This window comes from Parvibaculum sp., from assembly GCF_019635935.1.
In the GTDB taxonomy this organism is placed as follows: Bacteria; Pseudomonadota; Alphaproteobacteria; order Parvibaculales; family Parvibaculaceae; genus Parvibaculum.
The window spans coordinates 622,570-639,000 of the sequence record NZ_JAHBYN010000001.1; the positions used below are offsets into that span (position 1 = coordinate 622,570).

At 64.4% G+C, this 16,431-nt stretch carries 16 protein-coding genes; 11 read left to right on the forward strand and 5 right to left on the reverse strand.

Features of this window, described 5'->3' with window-relative positions:
* Positions 1 to 11 precede the first annotated feature (11 nt).
* Genes flgG through flgH form a run of 3 tightly spaced genes read left to right on the forward strand, consistent with a single transcriptional unit; the run spans position 12 to position 2,578 of the window.
* Entirely contained in the window at positions 12 to 797 is a 786-nt protein-coding gene (gene flgG / locus KF719_RS03260) for a flagellar basal-body rod protein FlgG (protein ID WP_293507049.1), read from the forward strand.
* A 12-nt stretch (positions 798 to 809) separates the two neighbouring features.
* Positions 810 to 1,802 carry a flagellar basal body P-ring formation chaperone FlgA gene (gene flgA / locus KF719_RS03265; RefSeq protein ID WP_293507051.1) on the forward strand — a complete coding sequence of 331 codons (993 nt, stop codon included), beginning with the start codon at positions 810 to 812 and terminating at the stop codon, positions 1,800 to 1,802.
* Positions 1,803 to 1,840: 38 nt separating this feature from the next.
* Positions 1,841 to 2,578: a flagellar basal body L-ring protein FlgH gene (gene flgH / locus KF719_RS03270; RefSeq protein ID WP_293507053.1), complete on the forward strand. Its 738-nt coding sequence runs from the start codon at positions 1,841 to 1,843 to the stop codon at positions 2,576 to 2,578.
* A gap of 72 nt (positions 2,579 to 2,650) precedes the next feature.
* Here the strand turns inward: flgH and dksA are convergent, their stop codons facing one another.
* Entirely contained in the window at positions 2,651 to 3,067 is a 417-nt protein-coding gene (dksA, locus tag KF719_RS03275) for an RNA polymerase-binding protein DksA (protein ID WP_293507054.1), read from the reverse strand.
* A gap of 152 nt (positions 3,068 to 3,219) precedes the next feature.
* The gene (locus tag KF719_RS03280) at positions 3,220 to 3,654 is read right to left on the reverse strand and encodes a flagellar assembly protein FliX (protein WP_293507055.1); all 435 of its coding nucleotides are present in this window, start codon (positions 3,652 to 3,654) and stop codon (positions 3,220 to 3,222) included.
* 284 nt (positions 3,655 to 3,938) lie between these two features.
* On the opposite strand from KF719_RS03280, the gene KF719_RS03285 reads away from it, so the two are divergent.
* The 8 genes from KF719_RS03285 to flaF all read left to right on the forward strand — a co-directional run bounded on the left by KF719_RS03285 (position 3,939) and on the right by flaF (position 11,362).
* Positions 3,939 to 5,078, forward strand: coding sequence for a flagellar basal body P-ring protein FlgI (locus tag KF719_RS03285; protein ID WP_293507057.1), 1,140 nt, complete (start codon positions 3,939 to 3,941; stop codon positions 5,076 to 5,078).
* Positions 5,078 to 5,392: a rod-binding protein gene (locus tag KF719_RS03290; protein WP_293507059.1), complete on the forward strand. Its 315-nt coding sequence runs from the start codon at positions 5,078 to 5,080 to the stop codon at positions 5,390 to 5,392. Before KF719_RS03285 ends, KF719_RS03290 begins: the two co-directional genes overlap by 1 nt.
* A complete protein-coding gene (locus KF719_RS03295) occupies positions 5,389 to 5,868 on the forward strand; it encodes a hypothetical protein (protein ID WP_293507060.1) in 480 nt (159 codons plus the stop codon). Before KF719_RS03290 ends, KF719_RS03295 begins: the two co-directional genes overlap by 4 nt.
* A gap of 96 nt (positions 5,869 to 5,964) precedes the next feature.
* A complete protein-coding gene (locus tag KF719_RS03300; RefSeq protein ID WP_293507061.1) occupies positions 5,965 to 7,590 on the forward strand; it encodes a tetratricopeptide repeat protein in 1,626 nt (541 codons plus the stop codon).
* Between the two features lie 335 nt (positions 7,591 to 7,925).
* Complete coding sequence (locus tag KF719_RS03305; protein WP_293507063.1) at positions 7,926 to 9,107, forward strand: flagellin; 1,182 nt, start codon at positions 7,926 to 7,928, stop codon at positions 9,105 to 9,107.
* Positions 9,108 to 9,309: 202 nt separating this feature from the next.
* Complete coding sequence (locus KF719_RS03310) at positions 9,310 to 10,449, forward strand: flagellin (RefSeq protein WP_293507065.1); 1,140 nt, start codon at positions 9,310 to 9,312, stop codon at positions 10,447 to 10,449.
* A 159-nt stretch (positions 10,450 to 10,608) separates the two neighbouring features.
* Positions 10,609 to 11,001 carry a flagellar biosynthesis repressor FlbT gene (gene flbT / locus KF719_RS03315; RefSeq protein ID WP_293507067.1) on the forward strand — a complete coding sequence of 131 codons (393 nt, stop codon included), beginning with the start codon at positions 10,609 to 10,611 and terminating at the stop codon, positions 10,999 to 11,001.
* Complete coding sequence (gene flaF / locus KF719_RS03320; RefSeq protein WP_293507069.1) at positions 10,985 to 11,362, forward strand: flagellar biosynthesis regulator FlaF; 378 nt, start codon at positions 10,985 to 10,987, stop codon at positions 11,360 to 11,362. The genes flbT and flaF overlap by 17 nt, the downstream gene beginning before the upstream one ends.
* Before the next feature lie 72 nt (positions 11,363 to 11,434).
* Here flaF and KF719_RS03325 read toward each other — a convergent pair whose 3' ends face one another.
* The 3 genes from KF719_RS03325 to KF719_RS03335 all read right to left on the reverse strand — a co-directional run bounded on the left by KF719_RS03325 (position 11,435) and on the right by KF719_RS03335 (position 16,224).
* On the reverse strand, positions 11,435 to 12,925 hold the full coding sequence (locus KF719_RS03325; RefSeq protein WP_293507070.1) for a flagellin: 1,491 nt from the start codon (positions 12,923 to 12,925) through the stop codon (positions 11,435 to 11,437).
* Positions 12,926 to 12,930: 5 nt separating this feature from the next.
* A complete protein-coding gene (flgK, locus tag KF719_RS03330) occupies positions 12,931 to 14,781 on the reverse strand; it encodes a flagellar hook-associated protein FlgK (protein ID WP_293507071.1) in 1,851 nt (616 codons plus the stop codon).
* 78 nt (positions 14,782 to 14,859) lie between these two features.
* Positions 14,860 to 16,224, reverse strand: coding sequence for a flagellar hook protein FlgE (locus KF719_RS03335; RefSeq protein WP_293507072.1), 1,365 nt, complete (start codon positions 16,222 to 16,224; stop codon positions 14,860 to 14,862).
* Between the last annotated feature and the right edge of the window lie 207 nt (positions 16,225 to 16,431).

Consider the following 16,431-nt stretch of genomic DNA (forward strand, 5'->3'; position numbering starts at 1 on the left):
GAACAAGTCCCATGCAGTCGCTCAGCATCGCCGCCACCGGCATGATGGCCCAGCAGCTCAATGTCGAGGTGATCTCCAACAACATCGCCAACATGAGCACAACCGGCTTCAAGCGTCAGCGCGCGGAGTTTCAGGACCTGCTCTACCAGAACCTGCGCCGCGTCGGCACCAATTCGTCGGACGCCGGCACCATCGTGCCCGCCGGCGTACAGGTCGGTCTCGGCGTCAAGACGAGCTCCGTCTACCGGGTGATGACGCAAGGCAACATGGACAACACCGAGAACAAGCTCGACGTCGCCATTCAGGGCCGCGGATATTTCCGCGTCGAACTGCCGAGCGGCGAGGACGCCTACACCCGCGCCGGTTCCTTCCAGATCAGCGCCGACGGCCAGCTCGTGACCGCCGACGGCTACACGCTGGCGCCCGGCATCTCGATCCCCGCCGAAGCGACCGACCTCACGATCAGCCGCGATGGTCAGGTGCAGGTGATGATCCCGGGTCAGACGGCCTCGCAGGTCGTCGGCCAGATCGAACTGGCGAACTTCGCCAACGAAGCCGGCCTCGATCCGCAGGGCGACAATCTTTTCCTCGAGACGGCCGCCAGCGGCGCGCCGCTCATCGGCACACCCAACAATGCAGGCTTCGGCGGCGTTCTTCAGGGCTTCCTCGAAACCTCGAACGTCAACGCGGTGAGCGAAATCACGTCGCTCATCACCGCGCAGCGCGCCTACGAAATGAATTCCAAGGTCATCACCACCTCCGACGAGATGATGTCCGTTGCCGCGAATGTCAAATAAACGGTGATTGAAATGTATGCGCGTATCGCTCTCACGATCGGAACAATAGCCGCCGCCGCGCTCTTCGCAGGCGCTGCCGCATCCGCCGAACTGCGCCCCACGGTCACCGTCGCCGGCGAAACGGTTACGCTCGGCGACATCTTCGACGATGCGGGCGCTGCCGCTCATGTCGTCGTCGCAAACGCACCCGCGCCCGGCCTCACGGGCGAGATTTCGGTCTCCCGCATCTCGCTCGCCGCGCGCCGCAACGGCATCGAATGGCGCAACAATGCAGGCCTGACGCATATCGTCGTCGGCCGCAGCGGCGCAAACGTGCCCGAAGAGGAAGTCGCGTCGGCCATCGCGGGCGCCATCGAGGCACAGTCCTCCTCGCTCCCCTCCGCCGCGATCCTGCAGGTCGATTTCGCCAACGGCGCCGCCGGCATCCAGGTCGCCGAAGACGCCGAACGCAGCGTCCGCGTCGAGCAGCTTTCGTTCAATCCGCGCAACGGCGCGTTCACCGCGGTCGTTCGCGCGCCCGCAAACGACATGATGAGCCCGCTGCGCCGCATTGCCGGTCGCGCCTATCCGGTCATCGATGTGCCGGTTCTGACGCGCGACATCATGCCGGGCGACGTCGTGCGTCGCACCGATATCGACTGGATCCGCCTGCCCGCCACGCGCGTCAGCCAGAACATCGTCACGTCGCTGCCGCAGCTTGTCGGCATGTCGCCGCGCAACCCGGCCCGCGCCGGAGAGCCGCTCCGCCTCTCCGACATGCGCCCGCCGCTCGTCGTCGAAAAGGGCGCGCAGGTCGACATGACCTTCGTTTCCGGCGCGTTGACCCTGACCGCGCGCGGCCGCGCTCTCGACAGCGGCGCCATCGGCGACATCGTAAATGTGCTCAACAGCCGCTCCAACCGCACCGTGCAGGGCATCGTCGAAGGTCCCAACATGGTCCGCATCGATGCGCCGGGTGCCGCCCGCTCGGCGGCCGCACTCAACGCCGCCGGCGGCAATTCCTGATCGCGATACGAAAAGTTCCGACCGAAAAGGTTCAAAAGATGTTTGTCAGTTCCGCTTACCGCCTCATCGCTGCCGTCCTCGTCGCCGCGACGCTGGCCGGCTGCAACAGCGCCGATCGCATTGCCAACATCGGCAAGGCGCCCGACATGGCGCCCGTCGGCACGATCGAGCCGCGCGTTTCGATGCCAATGCCGGCGCCCGAGGAAATCGTCTATCAGCCGAATTCGCTCTGGCGCTCCGGCTCGCGCGCCTTCTTCCGCGACCAGCGCGCCGCCCGTGTCGGCGACATCCTGACGGTGCTGATCAACATTTCCGACAATGCCAAGGTCGACAACACGACCAAGCGCAGCCGCGCCAATGCCGAGAATGCTTCCGTCGACAATCTGCTTGGCTACGAGAGCTATCTCGGCAAGGTCCTGCCGAACGCGGTCGACAACACCAATCTTGCCAATCTCGGCTCCAACAGCTCCAGCACCGGTGCGGGCTCGGTCGACCGTCGCGAAAAGATCGAACTGACCGTCGCCGCCGTCGTCACCCAGGTCCTGCCCAACGGCAACCTGGTCATTTCCGGCCGCCAGCAGGTCCGCGTCAATTTCGAAGTGCGCGAACTCGACGTTGCCGGCATCGTCCGGCCCGAGGACATTTCGAACATCAACACGATCCAGCACACCCAGATCGCGGAAGCCCGCATCGCCTATGGCGGCCAGGGCCACATCTCCGACGTGCAGCAGGCGCGCTACGGCCAGCAGCTCTTCGACATCCTGATGCCGTTCTGATCGCTGTCCCTGAAAAGCAAAACGCGGCCCCGTTTTCGGGCCGCGTTTTCGCATCTTGGTATCGCCGGCGTCTCAATCGTCGCGATAGACCTTCTCGCGGCGTTCGTGCCGCTCCTGCGCCTCGATCGAAAGCGTCGCGATTGGCCGCGCGTCGAGCCGCTTCAGGCTGATCGGCTCGCCGGTTTCCTCGCAATAGCCATAAGTGCCTTCGCTGATCCGCCGGAGCGCCGCATCGATCTTGGCCACCAGCTTGCGCTGCCGGTCGCGCGTACGCAGTTCGAGGGAGCGTTCGGTCTCGGATGAAGCGCGGTCGGCGAGATCGGGATGCTGCGCGCTGTCGTCTTGCAGGTGCTGCAGCGTTTCGCGGTTCTCGATGAGGATGTCTTCTTTCCACTTCTCGAGCTTGCGGCGAAAATATTCCTTCTGCCGTTTGTTCATAAACGGCTCGTCGTCGGACGGTATGTAGCCTTTGGGTAAACGTACGGCCATTCGCAGCGATCTCTCCAGCACGCGTCCCTTGCGGAAACGGGCCGGACTATAGCGACCGGTCCCACGATTCTCAACAGCGATGGACCCGCCAAACCGGTGAAATATCTGTGAAATCCGGAGGATACGCGGCGCCCGGAAAACGCCTCGAAAACCTAGCCTTTGGTATAGGTTCCGAACTTGGCCAGCTCGACCCGCGCCCTGAGTTCGATCTGGTCGAGCAGGTCGCGCAGGCCCGGATCGGCAATGCCGCCAAGCTGCCGTTCGACCACCGAAAGAAGGCGGGAAAGCTTCGATTTCGGCACCTGGCCCATCAGCAGCGCCAGCTTGATGTCATCGAGAATATCGAGCATTTCCTCGGCCCGGGCGACGGCCTTGCGGCGCGGCGCGTGGAGCGCGTCGTCGGCGCCGCCGGTTTCCTGAAGGGCCAGCAACGCATCGACAGCCCCCAGCGACGCCGGTCCAGAAAGCCCGGCCGCCCCCCGCGTGGCGCCGGCGCCTGCGGGTGCAAAGCCGCTGCCGGCGCTGCGAACCGAAGCGCCGCGAGCCGCGCCGCTCTGGGATGTCGCTCTGGTATTGCCGATCTTCATTTCGTTGCCCCACCGCGATCCGTCAGTTGCCGGTCCGGTTTCATTCCCTCCAAAATGGACCGGAGGTCTTAAAGCGGCGTTAATCTTAACCCGTGCCGCCGCCCGCCAGCGGCAGGATTTGCCGCCGCGCGGCAGGAGATGCCTGCGCGGGGCCCGCCAAAGCCCGGTTTCCGGCCGCCGGAAAATGAGAAACCTCATATAAATCAAATGATTAGGTCAGGCCGCCGGATGGCATGTCTTTCGCTAGAGAAACGCCGTATCGCAAGCGATTGATCGGTTGGTCCATGTCCCGGCTTATTGCCCTTCGTCTCCGCTCCTTCCTGACGCTCGTGCTCGCCGCTTCGCTTCTGACCGCCACCATGCCGGTCGAAACGCAAGCCAGCTCGCGCATCAAGGACATCGTCGATGTCGAAGGCATCCGCGACAACATGCTGGTCGGCTACGGCCTCGTGGTCGGCCTCAACGGCACCGGCGACACGCTCCGCAACGCCCCCTTCACCCAGCAGAGCCTGATCGGCATGCTGGAGCGCCTCGGCGTCAACACGCGCGGCACCACGCTGAAAACAGCCAACGTCGCCGCCGTCATGGTTTCGGCCGATCTGCCGGCCTTCGCCGCCCAGGGCACCCGCATCGACGTGACGGTCTCGGCGCTCGGCGACGCGACCAACCTGCAGGGCGGCGTCCTGCTGGTGACACCGCTGATGGGCGCCGACGGCCAGGTCTATGCCGTCGCGCAAGGATCGGTTGCAACCGGCGGTTTCTCGGCCAAGGGCGAAGCCTCTTCGGTCGTACGCGGCGTGCCGACCAATGGCCGCATCGCCAACGGCGCCATTGTCGAGCGCGAACTCGAATTCCAGTTGTCCGAACTGCGCTCGCTGCGCCTTTCGCTGCGCAATCCGGACCTGACGACGGCACAGCGCGTTGCCGCCGCCATCAACACCTATCTCGGCACCAGCACGGCAACCGCCGACAATCCGACCACCGTCCAGCTCCACATGCCCGCCGGCTATCGCGGTGGCGTGGTGGCCCTTCTCACCGATATCGAACAATTGCGCGTCCAGCCCGATCTCGCCGCCCGTGTCGTCATCGACGAAGCATCCGGCGTCATCGTCATGGGGCAGAATGTCCGCGTCAGCCAGGTCGCGATCGCGCAGGGCAACCTCACCATCTCGGTCAACGAAACCCCGCAGGTCAGCCAGCCGTCGCCCTTCTCGACGCAGGGCGACACGGTGGTCGTGCCGCGAACGAACGTCACGGTCGACGAGGAAAAAGGCAAGCAGCTCGGCATTATCGACGGCAGCATCAGCCTGAAGGAACTGGTCGACGGGCTCAACGCGCTCGGCGTCAGCCCGCGCGACATGATCACCATTCTGCAGGCGATCAAGTCCGCCGGTGCCTTGCAGGCCGACATCGAGGTGATGTGATGAACGTCGCGGCCCTCCCCGTCCCGCCCCAACCTTTTGCGCACGCACCGGCGCCGAAGCCGGCCGCCGAACCGCGCGACACACGCGCCTGGGAAACCGCGCGCGACTTCGAAGCCCAATTCGTTTCGGTGCTGCTGCAGCCGATGTTCGAAGGAACCGGCCAGGACGACGCCTTTGGCGGCGGACCCGGCGAAAACATGTTCCGCTCGCTGCTCGTCGAACAATATGGCCGCGAGATGGTCAAAAGCGGCGGCATCGGCCTTGCCGACGTCGTCTATCGCGAGATGCTGAAAATGCAGGAACAACCCAAATGACAGCAACCGCCCGCCGCATCGCCGCCGAAACGCTGACGCCCGCCGATCTGGTCGAACGCATGCTCGAACTGACGGCCGGCCTGACCGACATCGTGCGGCGCGAGACGGGCTTTCTGCGCGACCGCGCCCGGTCCGAGGTCGCAGCGCTGCAACCCGAAAAAGTGCGCATCGCCAACGACTACGCAATGGACGCCGAAGCGATCCGCCGCCGCAAGGATCTGATCGACCGAGCGCCGGCCGAGCGCGTCTCAAAGCTGAAATCGGCGATGATCGAGCTCGATCGTGCGTTGGCCGAGAACGGCGAGGCGCTGAACGCCGCCCGCTCGGTCTCCGAAGGCCTGATCCGCATGGTCGCCAACGCGATGAACGAACGCGCCGCGCCGACACTGGGCTATGGCCGCGATGCCGCCCCGGCCGCCCGCCGCGCCGGAAACCCGGCCGCGCCCGCCTCGCTCACGCTCGACGCCCGAATCTGAACCTCGTTGCGACCGCCGTTAACCCGGCGGTAACCATGTCTGCCTGCAGATAGGCACTCGGCATCGAACGGGCGGGATACAGGGGCGACATCCGGCATGTCTGCATTGAAAAAACAACGCATCGCGGCAGGCGACGGCGAAATCGAAAAGAAATTCGCACAAGGCCAGCGGCTGCAGGCCCGCGAGCGCTTCGCCGAAGCCGAGCAGCGCTACCGCAAGGTCCTGGCGCAAGATCCGCGGCATCTGGGCGCCCTGACCGGCCTCACCCAATGCCAGATCGCCCAAAAGAAACAGCAGGAAGCGATCTCCACGCTCGACCGCGCCGCGGCCGACGCGCCCGAAGGCGACGAGGCCTGGATCTTCGAACTTGCAGGCATCTGCGCAACGGTAAAATACCTTCAGCTGGCCAGGACGCTCTATGAGCGCGCGCTCGAAATCGCGCCCGACATGTCGTCGTCGCTGATCAATCTCGCCAATGTCGTCGCCGAGCAAGGCGAGACCCAGAAGGCGATCGACATGCTGTCTCACGCCATCGAGGTGCACCCGACATCCGCACAGGCCTATGGCAATCTGGGCAAGCTGCTGACGGGCACGCGGCTCACCGAGGAGGCTCTCGCCTGCTACCGGCGGTCGATCGAACTCAACCCGAACATTTCCCAGACCTACACCAACCTCGCCGCACTCTATGAAACCATGGGCCGTCATCGCGACGCGCTGGCGGCGCTGCAGAAATCGCTGTCGCTCAACCCCGAATGCGACGCCGCCCGCTGGAACCTCGCACGCGCCCTGCTGACGGTCGGCGAAATCGAGGCGGGCTGGGATATGTACGGCTTCGGCTTTGCCTGTCGCGAACGCCAGCCCTACCGCCCCTTTCCGGGCTTGATCTGGGAAGGTCAGGATCTGACGGACAAGACCATCATGGTCTGGCGCGAGCAGGGTCTCGGCGACGATCTACTCTTCTCGACCTGCTATACCGATCTGATCGCGCGCGCCGGCCATGTCATCATCGAAACCGAACAGCGCCTGGTGTCCCTCTATAAAAGAACATGGCCGCAAGCCACGGTCCGCGCCGAAACATGGACGTCGACCGGACTTGAAAACTACGGCAAGGTCGATTTCGACTACACCGCCCCGGCAGGCCTCATCGCCGCACAATTGCGCCGCAAGCTTTCGGATTTCCCGGCGCGGCTCCCCGGCCTCGCCCCTGATCCGGCCCGCGTTGCCGAATGCCGCGCCTGGCTCGATTCACTCGGAAGCGGACCGAATATCGGCATCTCCTGGACGTCGCACAAGATCAATGACGTGCGTGCGATGAGCTACACGAAGCTCGCCGACTGGAAAGACCTCTTCGCCATCGACGGCGCGGCGGTCGTCAACCTGCAATACACCGATGTTTCCGAAGAGGCCGAAGCGCTGCGTCGCGACCACGGCCTGACGCTGCACCACATGCCCGGTCTCGACCTCTTCAACGATCTCGAAGGCGTCGCCGCCCTCACCGCCTGCATGGACGCGGTCGTCGCACCGTCGAGCTTCCCGATGATGATGGCGTGTGCGCTCAACCGGCCAGCCTTTCACTATATCCGCCGCAACTGGACGATGCTCGGCACCGACCGTTCGCCGTGGTTTCCGGAAATGCGCTGCTATCTGATCGAGGACACCGCGACCGGTACCGGGTACCTGGATCGCATTGCCGGCGATGTCGCCGCCCTGCTGCGGGCCTGACGGCACCGGCAAATCGGCAAATCTTGCCCCTCCGCGGCAGTTCCTGCCTTCGCCGCCTTTGCCGCCCTCATCCTAACCTGTTGATTTCATTGGAATTTAAAACTGGCCCAGCCTTTGCGAAGAAGGGGACAGATGAAATCGCGGGTGCGGAACGGCCATAGAGATTGCCTCAAGCCCCCGGTTCGACGGCGAAGCGACGGACGAACTTCAATCGGCAGATCGTCAGTCAAATCGAAATGCAGTTCGGACTGTTTACGTCGAATTAATGATTAATGCCGAGTGTAGTGCCCGTGCCGCCATGAGACGGCCGAGCCAAACCCTGGAGGGTAGAGACAATGGCTGATGTGGTCCTTTCCGGTGCGATCCGGTCGAATCTGCTCAGCATGCAGAACACAGCGCGGATGCTCGATGAATCGCAGCTCCGCCTCGCAACGGGTCTGAAGGTCCGCAGCGCGGTCGACAGCCCCACGGCGTTCTTCACGGCGCAGGGCCTCAACAACCGCGCATCCGATCTGAACAACCTGCTCGACTCGATGGGCCAGGCTGTGCAGACGCTGGAAGCGGCGGATCAGGGCATCAAATCGATTCTCAAGCTGGTCGACAGCATGAAGTCGGTTGCCAACCAGGCGCTCGAAACGAAGGTCAAGGCAACCGTCCTGACCGGCAATGCGGACACGCCCCTCACCGGCGGCGTCACGCTTGCCTCGCTTGCGGGCATCGGAACGGGCAACCAGATCGTCGTCACCGTTGGCGAAGTCACGCACAGCGTGAACGTCGGCGCCGCGTCCGGCCAGGTTGCGACCATCGCCAACCTGATGACATGGGTCGACGCGACCTTCACCGGCGCCGAGCCGCTTGCCGCCACGCTCACCGCCGACGGCCAGCTGCAGTTCACTGCCGCGAACGGCCGCGACGTGACGATTTCCGGCAACAACAGCGGTACGCCGATCAGCCTCGATGCACTGGTCGGCAGCCGCACCACGGCGACCGATGGCGTCAACCGCGACAAATACGAACGCGACTTCAACAATCTGCGCGAGCAGATCGACCAGTTGGCCGGCGACGCGAGCTACAAGGGCGTCAACCTGCTGAAGGGCAACGACCTGCTCAGCGTCTTCTTCAACACCGAACAGACGAGCCAGCTCGACATCCAGGGCGTTTCGCTGACGCCGGACGGCGCACTGAACATTGCCGAAGTCGGCAATACGTCGGGCGATCACGGTTTTGCCCTCGACGCGGCCATCAAGGCCTTTGTCGAAAACCTGAACGCCGCCACCAATGTGCTGCGCCAGCAGGCTTCGACCTTCGGCGCCAATCTCGGTGTCGTCCAGATCCGCCAGGACTTCACCAAGTCACTGATCAACACGCTGGAATCCGGCGCCTCGAGCCTCGTCGTCGCCGACACCAATGAAGAAGGCGCCAAGATGCTGGCCCTCCAGACGCGCCAGCAGTTGGGCACCACGGCGCTCTCGCTGGCCAACCAGGCCGAACAGGGCGTCCTGCGCCTCTTCGGCTAAGTCCAGCCCATACAGGCGACATACGACTTCAAAGGCGGGTCTTCGGACCCGCCTTTTTCCATTTTGGAACGATCCGAAAATTTTTCGAAATGATTAGAAAAAAAACGATCCGTTTTACCGCCCCTTAACGGACGCCGCTGCATGATCGCGCCATGGCTCAGAAAGAGCCGTGAGTACTAGGTCCTAGGAAAGGAACTGAACTATGGGTGATATCACCATTTCGAGCGCCGTGCGGACGAACCTGCTCACGCTGCAGAACACCGCTCAGCTGATGGCGCAGACGCAGAACCGCCTCGCAACCGGCTTGAAGGTTTCGAGCGCTCTCGACAATCCGCAGTCTTTCTTCACCGCTGCCGGCCTCTCGAGCCGCGCGACGGACATGAGCGCCCTGCTCGACTCGATGAGCCTCGGCGTGCAGACGCTGCGTGCCGCCGACGAAGGTATCAAGTCGATCCAGAAGCTGGTCGACCAGGCCAAATCGGTTGCCAACCAGGCCCTGCAGTCCAAGGCGACGGAAACGACCGTCACCAGCACGGTCGAAGCCGCGGCGATCGCCGGCACGGCCGGTGCCCGTACGATGTCCTTCCAGATCGGCACGGCCACGGCGGTCAACGTCGTGTTCGACACGGCGTCCTACGCGTCGGCCGCTTCTTCGGCGGCGGCGATCGAGACGGCCCTTGCCGGTTTCGTCTCGGCGAGCGGCACGCTTGCCGGCATGACGGTTTCGCGCAGCGGCGGCGACCTGACCTTCACGGTCGCGTCGGGTGAAGACCTGACGATCGCCGGCACCGCGGCGGCCACCGGTGCGGCCGGCTTCGGCCTCGCCGGCGCCACCACGAGCGGCGAGACGCTTGCGGAAGCCCGTGGGGCCTTCGCGACCGACTACAACAACCTGCTCGCCCAGATCGACCAGATGTCGCTCGACACGAGCTTCAACGGCATCAACCTGCTCGCTGGCAACAGCCTGTCGGTGATGTTCAACGAGTCGAGCACCTCCAAGCTCGATATCGTCGGCGTGACGTTCAACTCGGCAGGCCTCGCCCTGACGTCGACGGACTTCACGGACATCAATGCCGAAGTCACCAAGCTGAACACCGCCACGGCGACGCTGCGCAAGCAGTCCTCGACCTTCGGTGCCAACCTCTCGGTCGTGCAGAACCGCCAGGACTTCACCAAGAACATGATCGACGTTCTGGAAGCCGGTGCGGGCAACCTGACCCTGGCCGACACCAACGTCGAAGCGGCGAACCTGCTCGCCCTGCAGACCCGCCAGTCGCTGGCCTCGACCTCGCTGTCGCTGGCCAACCAGTCGGAGCAGAGCGTCCTCTCGCTGCTGCGCTAATCGGGACCGCCTTCGGGCGACACCCGGACACGAAAACGAGCGGCGGGGGCCCCGGTCCCCGCCGTTTCTCTTTGAAATCGCCCGCCGGCCCTGCCAACCCCCGCCGATTCGCGCTAGACTGCGGCCGATTCAACGCAAAGCCCCTCGGAACGGAACGGCATGGCCCTCAAAGTCGAACTCAAGCCCGGCGAACGCTTCATCCTCGGCGACAGCGTCATCACCAACGACGACCAGCGCACGCGCCTCTTCATCGAGGGCGACGCGCCGATCCTGCGCGAGAAGGACATCCTGCGCGCCGCCGACGCCGACACGCCCTGCAAGCGCGTCTACCTGCTCGTCCAGATGATGTATCTCTCGCCCGATCCGCGCCCGCACCACGATATGTATTTCCAGATCGTTAAGGATGTGGCCGAAGCGGCGCCGTCCACGCGTCCCCATCTGGACGCCATCAACAGTAAAATCTTAACCGGCGAAATGTATAAAGCTCTCAAGGAAGCTCGAAAGCTGATCGAGTACGAACGGGGGCTGCTGGAGAATGTCAAGACCGCATGAGGCCTATGCCAACGCGTCGCGGATAGCGATTTCGGATCCGCGCGAGTTCGAAGCGTCGATCCTCACCCGCGCCGCCGGCCAGCTTCAGCGCATCCGCGACAACTGGACCGCCGAGTCCAACGCCACGCTTCGCGACGCCCTCCTCTACAACCGCCGCATCTGGACCGTCTTCGCCGCCTCGGCCGCCGAACTCGAGCACCCGCTGCCCCGCGAGATCAAGCAGAACATCGCCAATCTCGCCGTCTTCATCTTCAAGCGCACCGCCGAGATCGAGGCCAACCGCGAGCCCGAGCCGCAGCTCCTCGACACGCTGATCATGATCAACCGCGAAATCGCCGCCGGCCTCTACCAGAAGGGCTGAGCCGCCATCCGGCAACACGCCAACGAAAAAAGGCCCGGATTTCTCCGGGCCTTTTTCGTCGTCTGAATTCTTCTACAGATAATTGACCAGCGACATCCGCGACAGCATCGCCGTCACCTGATAGCTCGCCTCGAGCTGCGTCTGCAGTGTCGTCAGCTTGACGCCCACTTCGTAAGCATCGGCGTTCTGGATGTCGCCCAGGATGCCGTTCGCGACCGACATCATGTTGTCGTGCCGGTCCTGCGTATTGGCGAGCGTCGCCGCCGTCAGGCCGAGCCCGGTCACGATGCTCTCGACCGACGGCTTGCCCTCGAAATTGAGCGTCGTCCCGACGCGCTTGGTCAGCGCCTTGTAGGAAGCGTTCGCCTCTTGCCCGTCATCGGCATATTCGACCGCCGTCAGCAGCGCCGCCGCCTTCAGCGTATCGCGGATCGCCTCCTGGTCGGCGCGCGCGCCATAGGCCACCTGCCGCCCGTCGTCGATCTTGGCGATCATGTTGTTGCCGGCAACGCCGGTCTGGTCGCCGCGATACCAGAACACCGTGTCGGCGTCTGTCGCGTCGCGAAGCGCGGTCGCGGTGCCGAATGGCGGTCCGTCGACGCGCTGCGGTGCCCCGCCATTGGCATAGTCGAAGAAATTATTGGCGGCCTCCACGGCCGAGGCCGCGGTCAGCGTGGTGCGGGCTTCGCTCTGGATCGCCGCGTCGAGCGCCGCCTGGAAATTGGTCGCCGTCGCCGTCGCATCGGCGCCGATCGTGAACTGGCCGGCCGCCGGCGGATTGGCCTCCGTCGCCGTCAGCGTCACACGCGTCGTCGTGCCGTCCGGCAGCGCAAGATCGAGCGTCAGCTTCTCGCCGGCCTGCGGAACGCCGGTGAAATCGACCTCGATTTCGGCAGGCAGGCCCGCCGGGCCGGTAACGGTGGCGTTCGAAAGCGTCGATGCGGCATCGGCAAGCTTGAAGCCGAAGACGCTGGGTGCCGCGTCTTCCGACAGCGTCACCGCATTGCCGGTCAGGTCGAGTTCGAGCCGTCCGCGGCCGTCGACGCCGAGATCGGCCTGCGCCCGCTCGTCGATGAACTGCTTGAGGCCGGCCTTGTCGTCCACGCCGTTCATCATCGCGTCGGGAACCGCCACGGGCTGCGTCTGCGTATCGCGCCCGCCAAAGAGATAGCGGTCCTCGATATTGAGATTGAGCAGGTTGATGATTTCGTCGAATTGCATCGCCGCCGTCACCTGGGCGCTGGTCTGCTTGCCGTTCACCAGCTCGAAGCCGGTGGTCAGGCTCGTCGTCTTCATCGAGCTGGCGATATCGGCAACGCGCGTCAGCGCGTCCGACGAAACCTCGATGCGCATCTGCGCCTGCGAGATCGTGCGGGTATAGGTCTGGAGCTGGCTCAACTGATGCGACAGCGACAGCACCATGTTGCGGTCGGTGCCGAGCTTGGCATAGCTGTCGGCCTTCAGCCCGGTCGCGAGCTGGCGCTGAAGATCGTCGAACTGCGCCCGCATCGCATTGATCGAACTGCGCAGCGCCATCGATTGGGAGAGCGTTGAAACCTGCATGGGTTTTACCTGCCGATGCTCATAAGCACGTCGAAGAGTTGCTTGACGGTGGTGATAACGCGCGCATTCGCCGAATAGGCGTTCTGCAGCAGCAGAAGGTTCGACATCTCGTCGTCGATATTGACGCCGGTCTGCGCGTCGAAGCGATCCTGCAACGACGACGCCACGATCTGCTGCGCTTCCGCGTCGCGCTGCGCATTGGCGGCCTGCGACGACTGGAACGAAACGAGGCGCCGCGCAAAGCTGTCGATGGTGCCGTTGAAGGGCGAGGCCGTGCCGCCGATGCCCGACTGCGGCGAGAAATAGCGGCTCTGCCCGGTCAGCCGGTCGATGAGGTCGTGCGCCCGCGTCGCGTCGCCCAGCGGCACGTTCGTATCGTAGGCAACGAGCAGCGTGTCGTCGGCAATGACCGCCGGGTTGACCTGGATGCGGCTCGCAAAGCCGGTCTTCTGCGGCGGATTGTCGAGGCTGTTGGAGAAGATCTTGCCCGAAGGCCCATCGACGAAAAGCGCCATGCCGGTGCTGCCGTCGGCGAGGCTCGCCGGGGTCACAAGCGCCGACAGCCCGTTGATGTCGCTGGTCGCGCCGGCGCCGTCGTCGAGAAAGCGGATCGTCTCGCCGCCGGGGTTCGACACCACGACTTCCGGCGGCAGCGCCGCCTGCAGCGCCGCCACGATGTCGGCCATCGGCTGGTTGAAATTGATGCCGACAACCGTGTCGTTCGGGTTGGCGGTCGCCGCATTGGTCAGCGGCAGCGTCGCCGGATCCTCGACGCGGATGATCGTCACGGTGCTCGGCACGCCGTTGACCGTATAGCTCAGCGTCATCGAATTGCCCGGCAGCAGCGCCGCCGTATCGATCTCGAAGCCTTCGGCCGCGCCGTCCACGGCCGCTGTGCCCGGCACCGTCTCTTCCGACAGCGCCAGCGCAAGCTGCGCCGCCAGTTCGTCGAGCTGCGCCTGCGCCTGCGTCAGCACCGTGTCGCGCATCTCGACATAGCCGGCAATCGCGCCGGAGCGGATGGCGCCCGCCGCCAGCAGGTCGACGGAAGTCGTACCCGCATTCAGCGTAATTGTGCCGACGCCGCCATTGGCCAGCGACGACGTCGCATCCAATTGCGTCTGTTCGTTGAAGCTCAGCGTGACCGGCGTCCGGTCGAGCAGCAACTGCCCGCCCGAGGTAAAAATCGTCACCGTGCCGTCGTCGCGGTTCGTCACCTTCACGTCCATCAGCCGCGACAATTCGTCGATGGCCATGTCGCGCTTGTCTTGCAGGTCGCCGACCGATTGGTTCGACGCCTGACGCTGCGAAATCTGGTTGTTGACCTCGGAAATCGTCTTCAGCAGCGCATTGGCAGCCTCGACCGCATGGGCGATGTTGCGCTCGGCCTCGAGCCGCAAATCCTGCACGGTCCGCGACATCGTGTTGAGCTGCGCCGCGAAGTTGCCGGCCTGGTTGAGCAGCGCCTGCCGCGCGGCCGGCTGTTCCGGATTGCCGGCCAGCTCCTGCAGCGCCGTTGCCAGCGCGCTGATCGAACCGGCGATGGAAGCATTGGAATTCGGGGCGCCGAACAGCGCGTCCACGCGGCCCAGCATCGACGACTTGACATTGAGGCTCGCCGCACCGGCCGACGCCACGCGCAGCTGCTGTTGCAGGAATTCGTCGATCTGCCGCTGCGCCGCTTCGCGCCGCACACCGATGCCCTCGCCGCCCGCCAGCGCGTTGACCTGGGACGGCACCTTGCGCGTATAGCCCGGCGTGCCGACATTGGCGATGTTGCGCGCGGTGACGTCGATGCCCGACTGGGCAACGTTCAATCCGCTCAATGCGGCGCCGAGTGCGGTGGAAAGGCTCATCTGGCAACCTGAAAACGAGAGAACGGAACTTTAGCGCCGGGCATACCCTGTGAAGGAAACGCCCGCCGCCCGCTTCTGTTAGCGCTTCATGTTCAGCGTTTCGCGGATCAGTTCGTCGGCCGTCGTCACGATGCGCGTACCGGCCGTATAGGCCTGCTGCGTCACGATCAGCTTCGAAAACTCGTCCGCGATGTCGACATTCGAGGCTTCGCGCGCCGAGGCGATGATGTCGCCGCCGGCGCCGAGAATGGCCTCGCCCGATTCCTGCGTCGCCGCGAAGGCGGTGCCGTCGAGCTTCTTCAGCTTGTCCGGCGCATTGAACTTGGCCAGCGATACTTCGGCGAGGTCGACCGCCTTGCCGTTGGAATAGGTGCCGACGATGCGCCCGTTCTCCGACACGGCAATGCTGACAAGCTCGCCCGACGGATAGCCGTTCTGGTCGATCGTGTTGACCGCCACGGTGCCGCCATTGCTCTGGAACTGCGTGATGTTCGACGCGCCGTGATTGACCGTCACATCGCCGAGATTGATGCCGTTGACGGTGAGCGCGGTAATGGTCGTCGAGTCGACCGCCGGGTCGAGGCGGCCCTGCGCATTGAAAGCATAGGACTGGCTGATATTCAGCCACTTGTCCTGGGCGCCCGCTGCCGCGTCGTCGGTCTTGTAGAACAGGTTCCACTCGTCGCCGCCGCCGGCGCCATTGTCGACCTTGGCCCAGCGCAGCTGGATGTTGACCGGCGCGCCAAGCGCGTCATAGCCGGTGATCGCGCCGCCCGAAAGCGAGTTGTCGAGGAAAATGTCCTCGCCGCTGGCCGGGATCGCGTCGAGGTCGGCGAGCGGCGGCGTGAAGCGGCCGACCGTCAGCAACTCGCTGTCGGCAACGCCCGCATCGGCGTTCACCGTCTGCGGCCAGGCCGGCAGGTTCGCCGTGTAGCTGATCGAGGATGTCGTGCGCGCCGCCAGGAAGTCGCGGTCGATCTGGATGCGGCCCGGCGTGTCGCCGACCGGGTTGCCGGTCACGGGATCGATGGCCAGTCCCTGCAGCGCATAGCCCGCGCCGTTCACGAGATAGCCGTGCTTGTCCATCGCGAAGTCGCCGCGCCGCGTGTAGTAGTTGACGTTGTCGAAGACCGGCCGGTTGTCGAGCGTCGCGATCGTCGACGAGACGATGAAGAAGCCCTCGCCGTTGATCGCCATATGCGTCGGCACTTCCGAGGCGTCGATCGAGCCCTGCACCGAATTGGTGAAGGAAGGCGCCGCCAGAACCGCACCCGGCAGGTGGTTGCGGCTGGTCGAAGCGGTCACGATGTCCGAAAAGCTCGTATCGGTGCGCTTGAAGCCGATCGTCTGCGAATTGGCGATATTGTCCGAGATGTGACCGAGCGCGCTCGATTGAGCGCGAATGCCGGAAAGGGCGGTGGTCATCGATCCAAAGAAACTCATGGGCTCATCTCCATGCGGTGGGTTCCGGCGGGGGCTCCCGCGGAACGCGTGCTGCCAGCAAATGAGCAAGGAGCGGGCCATAGATTTTATATAATTAAATCAATGAGTTACGATTTGTTAACCATTCCGGCGCGCAGCAGCCCCTGCCCCCCGCCCGGCAGAAATTGCCGCAAGGTCAGCGGCCGCCGCAGCGCCTAGCCGCTCGAA

Excerpts from the sequence above, each read along its gene's own strand:
- flgG (WP_293507049.1), top strand. The coding sequence starts at position 12 with ATGCAGTCGCTCAGCATCGCCGCCACCGGCATGATGGCCCAGCAGCTC.
- flgA (WP_293507051.1), top strand. The coding sequence starts at position 810 with ATGTATGCGCGTATCGCTCTCACGATCGGAACAATAGCCGCCGCCGCG.
- flgH (WP_293507053.1), top strand. The coding sequence starts at position 1,841 with ATGTTTGTCAGTTCCGCTTACCGCCTCATCGCTGCCGTCCTCGTCGCC.
- dksA (WP_293507054.1), bottom strand. The coding sequence starts at position 3,067 with ATGGCCGTACGTTTACCCAAAGGCTACATACCGTCCGACGACGAGCCG.
- KF719_RS03280 (WP_293507055.1), bottom strand. The coding sequence starts at position 3,654 with ATGAAGATCGGCAATACCAGAGCGACATCCCAGAGCGGCGCGGCTCGC.
- KF719_RS03285 (WP_293507057.1), top strand. The coding sequence starts at position 3,939 with ATGTCCCGGCTTATTGCCCTTCGTCTCCGCTCCTTCCTGACGCTCGTG.
- KF719_RS03290 (WP_293507059.1), top strand. The coding sequence starts at position 5,078 with ATGAACGTCGCGGCCCTCCCCGTCCCGCCCCAACCTTTTGCGCACGCA.
- KF719_RS03295 (WP_293507060.1), top strand. The coding sequence starts at position 5,389 with ATGACAGCAACCGCCCGCCGCATCGCCGCCGAAACGCTGACGCCCGCC.
- KF719_RS03300 (WP_293507061.1), top strand. The coding sequence starts at position 5,965 with ATGTCTGCATTGAAAAAACAACGCATCGCGGCAGGCGACGGCGAAATC.
- KF719_RS03305 (WP_293507063.1), top strand. The coding sequence starts at position 7,926 with ATGGCTGATGTGGTCCTTTCCGGTGCGATCCGGTCGAATCTGCTCAGC.
- KF719_RS03310 (WP_293507065.1), top strand. The coding sequence starts at position 9,310 with ATGGGTGATATCACCATTTCGAGCGCCGTGCGGACGAACCTGCTCACG.
- flbT (WP_293507067.1), top strand. The coding sequence starts at position 10,609 with ATGGCCCTCAAAGTCGAACTCAAGCCCGGCGAACGCTTCATCCTCGGC.
- flaF (WP_293507069.1), top strand. The coding sequence starts at position 10,985 with ATGTCAAGACCGCATGAGGCCTATGCCAACGCGTCGCGGATAGCGATT.
- KF719_RS03325 (WP_293507070.1), bottom strand. The coding sequence starts at position 12,925 with ATGCAGGTTTCAACGCTCTCCCAATCGATGGCGCTGCGCAGTTCGATC.
- flgK (WP_293507071.1), bottom strand. The coding sequence starts at position 14,781 with ATGAGCCTTTCCACCGCACTCGGCGCCGCATTGAGCGGATTGAACGTT.
- KF719_RS03335 (WP_293507072.1), bottom strand. The coding sequence starts at position 16,224 with ATGAGTTTCTTTGGATCGATGACCACCGCCCTTTCCGGCATTCGCGCT.